The following is an 11,361-nucleotide window of genomic DNA, read 5'->3' as shown; positions in this document are numbered from 1 at the left end:
CTAGGCGATGATCCTCCCCGGACGGTGTATCGACGCAGCACGAGCCGGGCCGCGGCGCCGGGCCCGTTACTCGCCGACGCTCCCGTCGATCGCCTCGCGTAGCAGGTCGGCGTGGCCGTTGTGCCTGGAGTACTCCTCGACCATGTGGATGAGAATCCACCGGAGGCGGGGGATCCGGCCGTCCGAGAATCCCTTCGCGGCAGGGTAGGCGAGGCCCCCGTCGCGGAACGCACGCTCCGCAGCGGCTCGCGCGCGTGCAACCGACGCCTCCCACTCGGCGATCAGCTCGGCTGGCTCCTGCGCGCTCGCGGCGTCCCACTCCCAGTCCGGGGTCTTCGTCCAGTCGACGGAAGCCCACGGCTCGCGCTGCTCCTCTCCGAAGAGGACAACCCCGAACCAGTCGTCCTCCACGTAGGTGAGGTGCTTGACGAGGCCCCCGAGCGTCATGCTGCTCGGCGGCAGCGTGCTCGACAGCTCGGCCGAGCCGAGGCCCGAGAGCTTCCAGGCGAGCGTCGCCCGGTGGAATTCGAGGAAGCCGTTGAGCGTCGACCACTCGTCCTCGCCGAGGGGCGGCTCGGGGCGGTTCTGCGCGTCGAAGATCGTCGTCATCGTTCGAGTCTAGGCACCGGCATCCGGCGATCCGCGGGTCTGCCAGGTGCGCAGACTGCCGCACGGAATGAACAGTGCCCCTGGAGGGACTCGAACCCTACGGGGTTCCGAACGGACTGCCCCGGAATAGCAAGCGAGACGGGGCCTCAGAGGCTAGGACGCAGCCCCAGTGCCCACATTCTGCCCACACTCTGCAGCGAGCTTCGCCTCGATCGCATCCGCCACCGCGTCGAGATCCGCCTCGAAGAGGTCGCTGTAGACGTCAAGAGTCATCGCTGCGGACGTGTGCCCGAGCATCCGCTGCACGGCCTTCACGTTCGCGCCCGACGAGATCGCGATGGACGCCGCGGTGTGGCGCAGGTCATGGATGACGAGGTCGGGGATCTTCGGATCCTCCGCCTGGGCTCGGGTGAGCGCGCCGGAGAACCAGGACTCGGAGCCGGGGGAGTACGTGCGCATACGGCCCGTGCTCGGCACCGGCAGCAGGACCGCCTCCGGGAGCGCCTTGGGGACGCGTTCGAGCGCGAACTTCGTCACGGGCACGTCACGAGCGACACCACCCTTCGGGGTGTCCGGGACGAGCGTCGAACCGACCATCGTCGCCGACACCTCCACGCGAATGCGGCGCCGCTCGCGGTCGACATGCTTGCCACGCAGCGCGACCGCCTCACCCCACCGCAAGCCGGTCGTGCCGAGGAACCACACCATGCCGGCGTTGGCCTTCGCGTGAGAGGCGAGGGTCGCCAGCTGCGGGACGGTGAGGTAGGCGTGCTTCTGCCGTACCTTGCGCGGCAGTGGGATGCCTCGAGCGACGTTCGCGTGCACCGCCTTGTCGTCGACGGCGAGGTCCAGGATCCCGGCGAGGATCCCGTGCGCGCGGCGCGAGACGCTCGCCGACTTCGCCATGCCGTGCACCCACTCGCGCACCTCGGAGCGCTTCACCTTGCCGACCGGCACGGCACCCCACTTCGCTTCGACGTGCGTCGAGTACGCGACGTTGAGGGTGCGCTTGTACGACTCCTTCATGCCCTGCTTCGTGGCGATCCACCGCGGCCAGAGCTCGCCGACCGTGACCCGCCCTGCCGCCTCGGTGACGAACTCTCCGCGCAGCTTCGACACCTCGACGGTGTTCGCGAACGCCTCGGCTTCCTTCTTCGTGCGAAACCCGCGCTTGTCGGTCTGCTTGCCGTCCGGCTTCCGATAGCGGACCCTATAGCGCAGCCCGACGTCGGTCGTGTACTTGGAGATGGTGGCCATGGTGTCGTCCCTTGTAGATGTGCATAGCGACGTGGAGTAGCCGCGGGGTGACTTCGAGGTCCACGCACCACTGACCAGGGTCCGGGGAAGCGACCTCAGCCTCGAGGAGCTCGTCGTGGTCAATGAGGCGCAGCGCCGCCCACCGGTCCGCTTGGCGCTCCCGCTTGGGGTCGTCGCCGGCTGGGTGTCCGAGCATTGCGTGCGCGAGCTCGTGGGCGAGCACGGACCTCTCCGTGCGGTGCAGGAGGCCGGTGGTGAGTTCGATCTTCCGTTCGTGCGGGTACCAGCGTCCGAGATCACCGTCGAGTTCGTCGTCGACGTGCTCGACTTCGATCTTGAGGCGTCTCGCCTGCTGGTAGGGGTCCCATCTCGCCATGCGGCGAGTATGCGACCGACCACCGACATCAGACCGTGTCGGGGTCAATCTCGCCACCGACGTCAGGGCCGTGGGCGGCCCACTTCCGCTCGTGCTGTGGGAAGTCGATCACTGGGGTCGGCGTCACGGTTTCGATCAGGTCCTCGAGGGACTCGTCGGGCTTGAGGTAGGCGTTGTTCTCCTCCTGCGCGGCGTCGAGTTCCTCCTGTGTGACGCCGAGTCGCTCGGCGAGGAAGAGACCGTCGTCCAGGTGCCTGCGGGCCTGAACCTCAGCTCTCTCGAATAGCTCGCTCGGACTCACGTTCAGCAAGTCGGCCAGGTGGAAGAGGTCGTCAACATCGATAGCGCGCTGCGCGTTGAGTGTCTTGTGCAAGGTCGAGCGCGTCAACCCGGCGGACTCCGCGAGGCTCTTAGCGCTTCGTTTCTGGCGGCCAAGCTCGGCGCGCAGCTCGCTCGCGACAGCTTCCGTCATGGGGCCGATGAGGCGCGCGTTGGCGGCCTTTCCGTTCTTCATGTGGACAACATTAGATCACTTCTGCATATTTGGGTACTCCACGTTGACAATGCCTCACGTGAGACCTAGCGTTCTGCACATGAAGAACGTAATCAACCTCCAGGGACATGCTTCCCCAGCCTCGGGAGTGATAGCACGCCGCTCTCGGGTAGCCGCAGAAGTTCGTGCATGCATGGCTCGCAGTGACATCTCCCGTTCGTCCATCGAGCAGCAGCTTGGCATCAGCCAGTCGGCGCTCTCACGCAAGCTCCGCGGCCTCAACGCCTTCACCGTCGACGAGATCTTTCGACTCGCGGACGTTCTGGGCGTCAAGGCGTCGGTCTTCTTCGGAGAGGAGATGGCGGCATGAGCACGCTCGACATCACCCGACGTGACGGCGAGCTCGTCGTCACGTCTCAGGCTCTCGCGGAAGGCGCAGGCGTCGAACACCGCGCCGTGCTCCAACTCGTCGACAACAACCGCGCTGACTTTGAGGGCTTCGGCCCACTCGCATTTGAAATGCGGAAGGGTCAGGAGCTTCCCCAAGGTGGCTTCGCAAAGTCGACGCGCGTCGCTCTCCTCAACGAGCAGCAGGCGACGCTCCTGATGACGTACCAGCGAAACACGGAGCAGGTGCGCACGTTCAAGAAGGCGCTCGTGAAGGCGTTCTACGAGATGGCCCGAGAGCAGGTGCCGCAGTTGCCTCGGGACTACGCGTCGGCGCTCCGCGAACTCGCTTCCTCCGTCGAGGCGCGCTCGGCGCTCGAGGCGAAGGTCGCGGCGGATGCTCCCAAGGTGCATTTCGCCGACGCGGTCGCTGCCTCCCCGACGACGATCCTCATCGGGGAGTTGGCAAAAATCCTCCGCGGAAACGGCGTACTGATCGGTCAGAACCGCCTCTTCGAGAGGCTCCGCGAGGAGGGGTACCTCATAGCTCGCCGTGGCTCGGATCGGAACATGCCGACGCAGAAGTCGATGGAGCTTGGTCTATTCGAGATCAAGGAGTCCACGAGGCAGCAGCCTGATGGGTCCGTGCTCGTGTCGAAGACGACCAAGGTCACAGGGCGCGGACAGCAGTACTTCATCGACCGATACCGCCCGAGCAACGGTCTCGATCTGGATGTGGCCTCATGAGCGCCACAGTGCTCGAGACGCTCCTCACTACCGAGGAAGTGGCCGCCCAGCTGGGCACCCGTGTCGGACTCCTTCGAGAGTGGAAGTACCTGGATGACAAGGACAACGGTCACCGTGGTCCGAAGGCAACGAAGGTCGGTCGTCTCGTCCGCTACAAGCCGAGCGACATCGCCTCATGGCTCGACGCGCAGCAGGTGGCGTCGTGATCTCCCTCACGCCCCTCCAGACGTGGGCAGCGCTCGCGCTCGCGGTCATCGGCATCTACCTTTTCAACGAGATGCTGCAGCGCCTGACGCTCGTCATGGACTACGGCCCGGCGGATGACGAGGAACTCGACGTCGATCCGTACGACCGAGACATGGACCCTCACGGGTACATCGACGAGGAGACGGACTGGCACCGCGATAAGCAGGTCACCGACGACGCGATCGAGTCCGAGAATGGCCGATGACGCAGCCCTCCTAGACGCCCTCGACTTCAAACTTCCCCCGATCCTCTGCGGCCGCAAGGTCTGCGGGAGAACAGCGACACACCTCATCACTTGCAACAACCCAGGCTGCTCCGCTCCCTGGTTCGAGATCTGCGCTCCGTGTCTGCACGGCGCTCTCGAAGATCCCCGCCGCGGGCATTGCGCCTACTGCGGCCGGGTCGGTCTTCTCGCCGACTCGCTGGACTCCCGGCCTCTCTGAGCCGTTCCCCATCTCACCCCTCTGGAAGGGGGCATCAATTGTCGTACCCAAAAACGCCCGCAGTACGGGCACCGAAGCCGTCCCAGGCTCCTGTCTGGCGGTACTCGGTCAAGAAGAAGCCGAACGGTAACTGGGGCATCGTCGCCACGCACAAGGCGGATCCCGAGATCCAGTGGGCGACCGGATTCTTCGGCTCGTCGCAGGCTCGGATCTTCGCTCTGGCGCTCGCCCTGACGGCTGGCCGGAGCGACCCGGCCCGGTTCGCTTGGCAGCCGGCTGCGGAGGTGTGGCCGTGATCGAGTTCGAGGTCGACGGCCTCCCAAGCGCCCAGGGCTCGAAGACCGCCGTGACCGTGGGTGGCAAGGCCCGCGTGATCGACAAGAACCCGAAGAGCCTCAAGACATGGCGGGACGCGGTCGAGAAGGCCGCTCGAGCTGCCGTGCCAGCAGAGGGCGGCTACGGCCCCCACATCCCCGTGCTCGTGCAGATGGTGTTCCGGATGCCGCGCGGGAAGACCGTGAAGCGCGGCCTCCCGACGACGTCGCCCGACCTGGACAAGATCCTGCGCAGCACGAACGACGCCATGACCAAGGCGGGCGTGTTCCACGACGACGCACAGATCGTCGAGTCCGCCGAACGCAAGCGCTACGCGCTGCCCCATGAGACCCCCGGGGTGCGCGTCCGCGTGTCCCGTATCGAAGAAGGAGAAACCCCATGACCAGCAACTTCCAGCTCTCCGGCCGACTCCCCGGCAACGAGACGAACGGCCTCGAGGAGCACTACGACACGTTCCTCGAGCAGGGCGGGCCGACCGAGACGACGATCGCTGTCGTCGAGATCCAGCGCAAGAAGTGGGCGCACGACGACGTGACGGGGGAGCCGTCCGCGATCGCTCGCATCACTCGCATCGAGGTGGCGGAGGGCGACGACCGGAAGCACCTCGTGCAGACGCTGAACCGGCTCACCTCGGCACGAACGGGTGACGCGCAGCTCGACCTCGACGGCACCGAGGAGGACTCGGACGACGCCGAACTGGACATCGACGAGACCCCCGCGGCCACCGTCTCCGACTTCCCTCCCCTCACGCCGGACTTCTCGGACACCCCCGAGGACGACGGCCCGAAGGCGGCGTAGACCATGGCGACGAAGACAGCACCCAAGCCCACGTCGACGAGCCGCTTCCGCAAGCGCAAGTACGGCAAGAACCACGCCTACTACCTCCGCCAGGCTGACGGCTCCGAGGTGAAGCTCGACGGCGTCACGACGATCCTGTCGAACGGCATCCCGAAGCCGGCCCTCGTGTACTGGGCGGCGAACGCCACCTCGGACTACGCGACGGACCACTGGGACGAGCTCGCCGAGCTTCCCCTCTCGAAGCGCAACGAGACGCTCCGCAAGTCCCGGTACGCGATCTCCGACGAGGCGAAGGCGCGAGGCACGGAAGTGCACGACCTGGCCGAGCGGATCGCGCACGGCGAGGAGGTCGAGGTGCCGACGGAGATCCGCGGTCACGTCGAGTCGGCGGTGAAGTTCCTCGACGAGTTCGAGGTCGAGGTGATCCTCACGGAGACGTCGGTCTTCCACGACCGCGCCCTGTACGGGGGCACGTTCGACCTGCTGCTCCGCTCGAAGCTCTTCCCGGGGCGGGTGATCCTCGCGGACTGGAAGACGAACCGCACGGGCATCTACCCGGAGACGGCGCTGCAGCTGACGGCGTACGCGAAGGCCACCCACTACCTGGACGCGGAGAAGCGCGAGCAGCTGATCTCCCAGCTGGGGATCACGGACACGTGGGCGGTTTGGATCCGCTCGGACGGGTACGAGGTCTACGACATGGAGTGCTCGGACGACACGTGGGCGGCGTTCGCTCACGCGGCCGGGGTTGCTCGGTCGATCTCCGACAAGGAAGTGGCGGAGACGTGGAAGAGCGCGCCGCTGCGCCCGAGGGTCGCGGCATGACTCCGCTCGGCTTCCTCGTGCTCGTCCTGGCCGCCGCGATCGTCTGGCAGGGCTTCCAGGTCTCGGCCCTCCGCAAACGCGTCCGCTCGGTCGACCTGATCGCGCAACGCGCTCTCTGGAACTCCAAGGACGCACACGCCAACGCCAACAAGGCACTCGGTATCGAGACGCCCCGCACCACATTCACAGAAGGGATCGGCAGATGACCGACACCACCAACACGGAACTCGAAGCTCAGGAGTCCGTCGCACCGACCGAGGTCGAGTACCTCGAGCAGGTCGAGTACGCGTCGAACGACCTCCTCGAGTTCAGCCGCAACATGCACATCGTCTACGCGTTCGCTTGCTCACTCGTGCAGACCCCGTTCGTCCCGCAGCAGTACCAGCGGAACCCGGGGAACGCGACGGCCGCGATCATGGCCGCTCGAGGGGTCGGCATCAAGGATCCGATGGCGGCGCTGCGAGCTATCGACGTCATCCAGGGCACCCCGGCGTTCCGGGCGAACACGCTCCGTGGTTTGGCGCAGGCGGCTGGTCATGAGATATGGGTTGAGGAGTCGACGACGCAGCGCGCGATCGTCGCTGGTCGACGCAAGGGCGATGACCGGGTGCAGCAGTCCGAGTGGGACATGGACCGTGCTCGGAACTTGCAGCTCACGAGCAAGGACAACTGGAAGAAGCAGCCGAAGGCGATGCTCCTCGCTCGCGCCACGTCGGAGCTCGTCCGGCTCATCGCGTCGGACATGCTCATGGGTCTGTACGCGGCGGAGGAGCTCGAGGACGGCTCGGTCGTGCCCGAGTCTGCGACCGAGGCGGAGAAGCCGAAGCCGAAGCGCGCAACGATCCAGCGCAAGAAGCCGGCGCAGGCGCTCAAGGAGCAGGCCGAACGCGAGGCGCAGGAGCCCGCTGAGGAGCCTGAGACGCCGGCACCGTCCGAGGATGCCACCGAGGTGGAGCCAGCGCCGGAGGAGGCCACGGAGCCGCCCCAGGAGGACGCTCCGATGGCGCTCGTCGCTCCGGACGACACGGAGCCGTTCGTCGGGAACCCGCTCGGCCTCACGCGTGAGGAGCGCGAGGAGTTCGGGACGTTGCCGGAGAACTTCCGCTGATGAACGAGCCGGTGAACCCAGTCGAGGTCGAGGCGGCGATCCTCGCGGCCGCTGCCGAGATCGAGAAGGGCGTCGAGATCGTCTCGCAGTGGGAGGAACAGGCGAAGGACACCGCTGAGGACGCGCGGCGGGCGTTCAACAACGCCTACCTCGAGGCCAAGGGGACACCGACCGAGAAGCGCATCCGTGCGGAGATCGCGACCGCTGATCTCCGCACGGCGGCGCAGGTCGCTCAGGTGGGGTTCTCGACCACGGAGCGGCGGTTGAAGTCGCTCGAGAAGCGCCTGTCGGCGTACCAGTCCGTTTTGAAATCAGTCACACAGATGTACGGGGCCTCGGGCTCCGGGAGAGGCCACTGAGATGGCAGACGAAACACAGGAGCAGGCGCTCCACATCGCTGACAACGGCAGGATCTACAGCCTGCCGAGCGGGGACTACCTATACGCGGAGGACGTCGATGCTCTGCGTGCGTTCTTCCTGCATGAGCACGACGAGAGCTTCAAGCTCTGGCGGCCCCCAAACGATCCGGGTCTCGTGGTTCAGGAATTCAACGGCAGCGGGAAGGTCATCGTCCAGAGCGTGAAGCGGCTCGGTGATTTCGCGACGTACACCCGCGAAGAAGCCGAGCATGGCGTCAATGAGCAAGGCGAGACGTGGGGTGTCGTCATCGCCCGAAAGTACTTCGCCGCCCACCCGGAGCCGATGCCCTACGCGGAGTCGAAAGAGGGAGACGTGTGGATGATCCGCAACGTCGAACACGGGCTCATGAAGGAATGGCGTCCATTCGAGCACAAGGGCAGCAACCTTCTGGTAGGGCCGTCCAACTCGCTGATCCCGACGATGTCGTTGCCCGGTCCGGTCGAAGCTGTCCGGGTCTGGCCGGTGGAGTCGTGAGCGCCCGCACTCGTCGCCTCGCGAACCTCGCGAACGCGAACAAGAAGCTCCGCGGGGAACGCGACCGGGCACGCAGCATCGCGGTTCGCCTCGAGCAGGAGTGCGCGGAGAAGGATGCGCGGATCCAGGAACTCGAGGGGGAGCTCACGCTCGCCGACATGGAGAAGCGCTACGCCGCGACCCCGCCGAGTCAGGTCATCTGATGGCCGACCCGACCGCGGCCGACCGGCAAGCCGTCTACGCGCGGGACGTGTTCCGGTGCGTGCGGTGTGGGGGAGAGCAGCTGCTCACCGTGCAGCACCGGGCCGCGGTGGGGATGGGCGGCACGAAGCTCCGCCCCACGACCACGGAACTCCTCACCGCGTGCCTGATCTGCAACGAAGCCTTCGAGGGGTTCCTGCAGACGGGGGCGCTCCTCAACGGGTGGAAGGTGCCCCGCTGGCTGCAGGAGAAGGGCAAACGCGAGGGCATGAACCTCGTCGGCGACGTGCCCGTCTACTACGCCGTCGAACGCATCTGGTGCGTCCTCATCATGGGTGCCCGCATGCACATCACTGAACAGCAGGCCCTCGCAACGATGCGTGACATCTACGGGCCGCAATACGACGAATGGAGGTTGGCCGCATGACTGAAGGATTCGCGGCTGTGCCGAACTGGATCATCCGAGACCCGAGCATCTCGCGCGGCGCGGTGTCCGTGTTCATGGCACTCGCATCACGATCGGGCCCCGGAGGTATCCACCCATCGCAGGCGACCCTCGCACGCGAACTCGAGGTGTCGGAGCGATCGGTGCGCCGATGGCTCGCCGAGCTCGAGGAGCGCGGCCTCATCCAGCGGGTCGCTCGCCGAGCGAACTCGCGAGGAAAGGGCAACGGGCTGCCCGACGGCTACACGCTCCACCCGAACGGGAAACCACAGGAGGGACCGGCCATGGGTGTCCGGTCGGTTCCGAAGCGACCGGCCACCGGAGACGTAGCGACCGGCCACAGCCTGCAAGCCACTCCTCTTATAGAAGAAGAACCCGTTAAGAAGAACCCGGGGGAGAGCGACCGGACAGAGGAACTCTTCGAGAAGTTCTACGAGGTCTACCCGCGCAAGGTCGGGAAGGTCGATGCGCGCAAGGCGTTCGCGAAGGCGGCGCGCTCGACACCGGCTCAGTACATCGTGGAGGGCGCGGCCCGCTTCGCTGCCGATCCGAACCTCCCCGAGAAGCAGTACATCCCGCACCCGTCGTCGTGGCTCAACAAGGGCCGCTGGGACGACGAACCTCTGCCTCAGCGCGCCGAGGCTGCTCCGCAGCGCGGCTACGTCGACGACATGGAGTGGGCGCGATGATCACCGTCGAGCAGTCGGTCATCGCTGCGCTCCTCCTCGAGGAGCAGTATTTCCCGGAGGCGATGAAGGCCGTCGAGGCGAGCGACTTCGGGGACGTCCGCCTGGGCGAGATCTACTCGCGCATGCTGACCATGCGGGAGCGCGGGCAGGGCATCGACGCGATGACTGTCGGTCTGCAGCTGCAGGAGTGGGGCATCCGCGGTATCGAGGCGCACGATCTGCACGCGTGGACCTCAGAGGTGTTCACGGGCGCGAACGTGGGGTTCTACGCGGAGCAGGTGGCGCGTGAGGCGTCCGCCCGTGACCTCCTTGCCGTCGCCGTGAAGCTGCGGGACGACGCGGAGGGCGACCCGGGGGAGGCGATCAGGGCCGCGAAGGAAGGTCTCGAGGCGGTCGAGCAGAAGCAGGTCGTCGACGAGGGGAAGCTGCTGGGCTTCAACGAGCTCATCGCGATGCCGGTGGAGCACGACTGGCTCATCTCGGGCCTCATCGAACGCCAGGACCGGCTCATGCTGACTGGCGTGGAGGGGTTCGGGAAGACCGCCCTCCTGAGGCAGTTCGTGTTCGCTGCCGCCGCGGGCATCCATCCGTTCCGCGACTATGAGCAGATGCCTCCCAAGCGGGTGCTCGTGATCGACGCGGAGAACACCGAACGTCAGTGGACGCGCAACCTCCTGAACCTGGCGAGGCGCATCCCTGACCCTCAGGCGCACGCCTCCGTGGAGCATCACTTCGCGGCGAAGATGATCCCCCGCGGGGACATCACGAAGCCCCGCGACCTCGCGAAGCTGCACAAGTACATCGACCGGCACAAACTCGACATCGTCATGATCGGCCCCCTCTACCGGTTGGTGCCGGGGTCGATCACGAACGACGACGACGCGGCGCCCGTGCTCACCGCGCTGGACACGATCCGCGACCGCGGCATCGCGTTGCTGATCGAGGCGCACGCGGGGAAGTCGGACAACGGGAAGGGCGCCAGGAACCTCGCGCCTCGCGGTTCGTCCGCGCTGCTGGGGTGGCCGGAGTTCGGCCTGGGCTTGCAGCCGGCGCGGGGGAAGCCGTTGGAAGCGGAGCTCGTGCCGTGGCGCGGGAACCGCGAGGAACGCCTCTGGCCGCACCGGCTTGTCAAGGCATCAACGGGTCTGCCGTGGCAGATCCCAGACGAAGGGAACTGGAACCGATGAAAGACACACGAACGCTCTTCGACGCCGACGGCTGCACCGTCGACATGAACCGCGAGGACGACGACAAGGTGCGCATGTTCGCGAACGGGTGCGCCCTGGATGCGCACACCGTCGGTGAGGTGCTGGCGAAAGCGAACGAGCTCGGTGTGGCGATGCCCGTCCGGGTGATCCCAGCGGCCGAGTTCGAGATTGCTCGTGGCCACTTCAAGGCCGTCTACGCCCAGTTCGACAAGACGCCGTCTCCGACTATGTCGAAGCTCGCTCTGACCGCCGCGCTCGCTTCGCTCGGGATCGAGGTGGCTCGTGGCTGAGCGGCAGGA

The 11,361-nt window shown here is 66.5% G+C and carries 21 protein-coding genes; 17 read left to right on the top strand and 4 right to left on the bottom strand.

The features are described from left to right. Window positions 1-66 precede the first annotated feature (66 nt). The 4 genes from GV007_RS14035 to GV007_RS14020 all read right to left on the bottom strand — a co-directional run bounded on the left by GV007_RS14035 (window position 67) and on the right by GV007_RS14020 (window position 2,756). A complete protein-coding gene (locus GV007_RS14035; protein ID WP_160073505.1) occupies window positions 67-609 on the bottom strand; it encodes a DinB family protein in 543 nt (180 codons plus the stop codon). A 153-nt stretch (window positions 610-762) separates the two neighbouring features. Further along, entirely contained in the window at window positions 763-1,866 is a 1,104-nt protein-coding gene (locus GV007_RS14030; RefSeq protein ID WP_160073503.1) for a site-specific integrase, read from the bottom strand. After that, entirely contained in the window at window positions 1,820-2,242 is a 423-nt protein-coding gene (locus GV007_RS14025; protein ID WP_160073501.1) for an ImmA/IrrE family metallo-endopeptidase, read from the bottom strand. The genes GV007_RS14030 and GV007_RS14025 overlap by 47 nt, the downstream gene beginning before the upstream one ends. Window positions 2,243-2,270: 28 nt before the next feature. Then, entirely contained in the window at window positions 2,271-2,756 is a 486-nt protein-coding gene (locus GV007_RS14020; RefSeq protein WP_160073499.1) for a helix-turn-helix domain-containing protein, read from the bottom strand. Between GV007_RS14020 and GV007_RS19415 the strand changes: the two genes are divergently transcribed. The 17 genes from GV007_RS19415 to GV007_RS13935 all read left to right on the top strand — a co-directional run bounded on the left by GV007_RS19415 (window position 2,713) and on the right by GV007_RS13935 (window position 11,352). Then, the gene (locus GV007_RS19415) at window positions 2,713-3,105 is read left to right on the top strand and encodes a helix-turn-helix domain-containing protein (RefSeq protein WP_328809484.1); all 393 of its coding nucleotides are present in this window, start codon (window positions 2,713-2,715) and stop codon (window positions 3,103-3,105) included. The genes GV007_RS14020 and GV007_RS19415 overlap by 44 nt on opposite strands. Continuing rightward, a complete protein-coding gene (locus GV007_RS14010) occupies window positions 3,102-3,869 on the top strand; it encodes a phage regulatory protein/antirepressor Ant (RefSeq protein WP_236558505.1) in 768 nt (255 codons plus the stop codon). Before GV007_RS19415 ends, GV007_RS14010 begins: the two co-directional genes overlap by 4 nt. After that, a complete protein-coding gene (locus GV007_RS14005) occupies window positions 3,866-4,075 on the top strand; it encodes a helix-turn-helix domain-containing protein (RefSeq protein ID WP_160073495.1) in 210 nt (69 codons plus the stop codon). The genes GV007_RS14010 and GV007_RS14005 overlap by 4 nt, the downstream gene beginning before the upstream one ends. Then, window positions 4,072-4,320, top strand: coding sequence for a hypothetical protein (locus GV007_RS14000; protein ID WP_160073493.1), 249 nt, complete (start codon window positions 4,072-4,074; stop codon window positions 4,318-4,320). Before GV007_RS14005 ends, GV007_RS14000 begins: the two co-directional genes overlap by 4 nt. Window positions 4,321-4,596: 276 nt before the next feature. Then, entirely contained in the window at window positions 4,597-4,854 is a 258-nt protein-coding gene (locus GV007_RS13995; protein ID WP_160073491.1) for a hypothetical protein, read from the top strand. After that, window positions 4,851-5,276, top strand: coding sequence for a RusA family crossover junction endodeoxyribonuclease (locus tag GV007_RS13990; RefSeq protein WP_160073489.1), 426 nt, complete (start codon window positions 4,851-4,853; stop codon window positions 5,274-5,276). Before GV007_RS13995 ends, GV007_RS13990 begins: the two co-directional genes overlap by 4 nt. Then, complete coding sequence (locus tag GV007_RS13985; protein WP_160073487.1) at window positions 5,273-5,692, top strand: hypothetical protein; 420 nt, start codon at window positions 5,273-5,275, stop codon at window positions 5,690-5,692. Before GV007_RS13990 ends, GV007_RS13985 begins: the two co-directional genes overlap by 4 nt. Before the next feature lie 3 nt (window positions 5,693-5,695). Next, the gene (locus tag GV007_RS13980) at window positions 5,696-6,517 is read left to right on the top strand and encodes a hypothetical protein (RefSeq protein WP_160073485.1); all 822 of its coding nucleotides are present in this window, start codon (window positions 5,696-5,698) and stop codon (window positions 6,515-6,517) included. Then, window positions 6,514-6,723 carry a hypothetical protein gene (locus GV007_RS13975; protein ID WP_160073483.1) on the top strand — a complete coding sequence of 70 codons (210 nt, stop codon included), beginning with the start codon at window positions 6,514-6,516 and terminating at the stop codon, window positions 6,721-6,723. The genes GV007_RS13980 and GV007_RS13975 overlap by 4 nt, the downstream gene beginning before the upstream one ends. Beyond that, a complete protein-coding gene (locus GV007_RS13970; protein ID WP_160073481.1) occupies window positions 6,720-7,625 on the top strand; it encodes a hypothetical protein in 906 nt (301 codons plus the stop codon). The genes GV007_RS13975 and GV007_RS13970 overlap by 4 nt, the downstream gene beginning before the upstream one ends. Then, entirely contained in the window at window positions 7,625-7,984 is a 360-nt protein-coding gene (locus GV007_RS13965; RefSeq protein ID WP_160073479.1) for a hypothetical protein, read from the top strand. The genes GV007_RS13970 and GV007_RS13965 overlap by 1 nt, the downstream gene beginning before the upstream one ends. Before the next feature lies 1 nt (window position 7,985). Then, entirely contained in the window at window positions 7,986-8,519 is a 534-nt protein-coding gene (locus GV007_RS13960; protein WP_160073477.1) for a hypothetical protein, read from the top strand. Then, window positions 8,516-8,722, top strand: a complete 207-nt coding sequence (locus tag GV007_RS13955; protein ID WP_160073475.1) for a hypothetical protein — start codon at window positions 8,516-8,518, stop codon at window positions 8,720-8,722. Before GV007_RS13960 ends, GV007_RS13955 begins: the two co-directional genes overlap by 4 nt. After that, complete coding sequence (locus GV007_RS13950) at window positions 8,722-9,147, top strand: hypothetical protein (RefSeq protein ID WP_160073473.1); 426 nt, start codon at window positions 8,722-8,724, stop codon at window positions 9,145-9,147. Before GV007_RS13955 ends, GV007_RS13950 begins: the two co-directional genes overlap by 1 nt. After that, the gene (locus GV007_RS13945) at window positions 9,144-9,854 is read left to right on the top strand and encodes a helix-turn-helix domain-containing protein (protein ID WP_160073471.1); all 711 of its coding nucleotides are present in this window, start codon (window positions 9,144-9,146) and stop codon (window positions 9,852-9,854) included. Before GV007_RS13950 ends, GV007_RS13945 begins: the two co-directional genes overlap by 4 nt. Next, window positions 9,851-11,041, top strand: a complete 1,191-nt coding sequence (locus GV007_RS13940; RefSeq protein ID WP_160073469.1) for an AAA family ATPase — start codon at window positions 9,851-9,853, stop codon at window positions 11,039-11,041. Before GV007_RS13945 ends, GV007_RS13940 begins: the two co-directional genes overlap by 4 nt. Beyond that, window positions 11,038-11,352: a hypothetical protein gene (locus tag GV007_RS13935; RefSeq protein ID WP_160073467.1), complete on the top strand. Its 315-nt coding sequence runs from the start codon at window positions 11,038-11,040 to the stop codon at window positions 11,350-11,352. Before GV007_RS13940 ends, GV007_RS13935 begins: the two co-directional genes overlap by 4 nt. Window positions 11,353-11,361: the final 9 nt, after the last annotated feature.

It is taken from the genome of Pseudoclavibacter sp. 8L (assembly GCF_902506465.1).
Classification (GTDB): Bacteria; Actinomycetota; Actinomycetes; order Actinomycetales; family Microbacteriaceae; genus Pseudoclavibacter.
Note: the sequence above shows the minus strand (reverse complement) of the source record. Positions and strands in the feature narration are given on the sequence as shown.

Bases quoted from the DNA above. Each gene is read 5' to 3' on its own strand.
- GV007_RS14035 (WP_160073505.1), bottom strand. From the start codon at position 609: ATGACGACGATCTTCGACGCGCAGAACCGCCCCGAGCCGCCCCTCGGC.
- GV007_RS14030 (WP_160073503.1), bottom strand. From the start codon at position 1,866: ATGGCCACCATCTCCAAGTACACGACCGACGTCGGGCTGCGCTATAGG.
- GV007_RS14025 (WP_160073501.1), bottom strand. From the start codon at position 2,242: ATGGCGAGATGGGACCCCTACCAGCAGGCGAGACGCCTCAAGATCGAA.
- GV007_RS19415 (WP_328809484.1), top strand. From the start codon at position 2,713: ATGGGGCCGATGAGGCGCGCGTTGGCGGCCTTTCCGTTCTTCATGTGG.
- GV007_RS14020 (WP_160073499.1), bottom strand. From the start codon at position 2,756: ATGAAGAACGGAAAGGCCGCCAACGCGCGCCTCATCGGCCCCATGACG.
- GV007_RS14010 (WP_236558505.1), top strand. From the start codon at position 3,102: ATGAGCACGCTCGACATCACCCGACGTGACGGCGAGCTCGTCGTCACG.
- GV007_RS14005 (WP_160073495.1), top strand. From the start codon at position 3,866: ATGAGCGCCACAGTGCTCGAGACGCTCCTCACTACCGAGGAAGTGGCC.
- GV007_RS13985 (WP_160073487.1), top strand. From the start codon at position 5,273: ATGACCAGCAACTTCCAGCTCTCCGGCCGACTCCCCGGCAACGAGACG.
- GV007_RS13980 (WP_160073485.1), top strand. From the start codon at position 5,696: ATGGCGACGAAGACAGCACCCAAGCCCACGTCGACGAGCCGCTTCCGC.
- GV007_RS13975 (WP_160073483.1), top strand. From the start codon at position 6,514: ATGACTCCGCTCGGCTTCCTCGTGCTCGTCCTGGCCGCCGCGATCGTC.
- GV007_RS13970 (WP_160073481.1), top strand. From the start codon at position 6,720: ATGACCGACACCACCAACACGGAACTCGAAGCTCAGGAGTCCGTCGCA.
- GV007_RS13965 (WP_160073479.1), top strand. From the start codon at position 7,625: ATGAACGAGCCGGTGAACCCAGTCGAGGTCGAGGCGGCGATCCTCGCG.
- GV007_RS13960 (WP_160073477.1), top strand. From the start codon at position 7,986: ATGGCAGACGAAACACAGGAGCAGGCGCTCCACATCGCTGACAACGGC.
- GV007_RS13950 (WP_160073473.1), top strand. From the start codon at position 8,722: ATGGCCGACCCGACCGCGGCCGACCGGCAAGCCGTCTACGCGCGGGAC.
- GV007_RS13945 (WP_160073471.1), top strand. From the start codon at position 9,144: ATGACTGAAGGATTCGCGGCTGTGCCGAACTGGATCATCCGAGACCCG.
- GV007_RS13940 (WP_160073469.1), top strand. From the start codon at position 9,851: ATGATCACCGTCGAGCAGTCGGTCATCGCTGCGCTCCTCCTCGAGGAG.
- GV007_RS13935 (WP_160073467.1), top strand. From the start codon at position 11,038: ATGAAAGACACACGAACGCTCTTCGACGCCGACGGCTGCACCGTCGAC.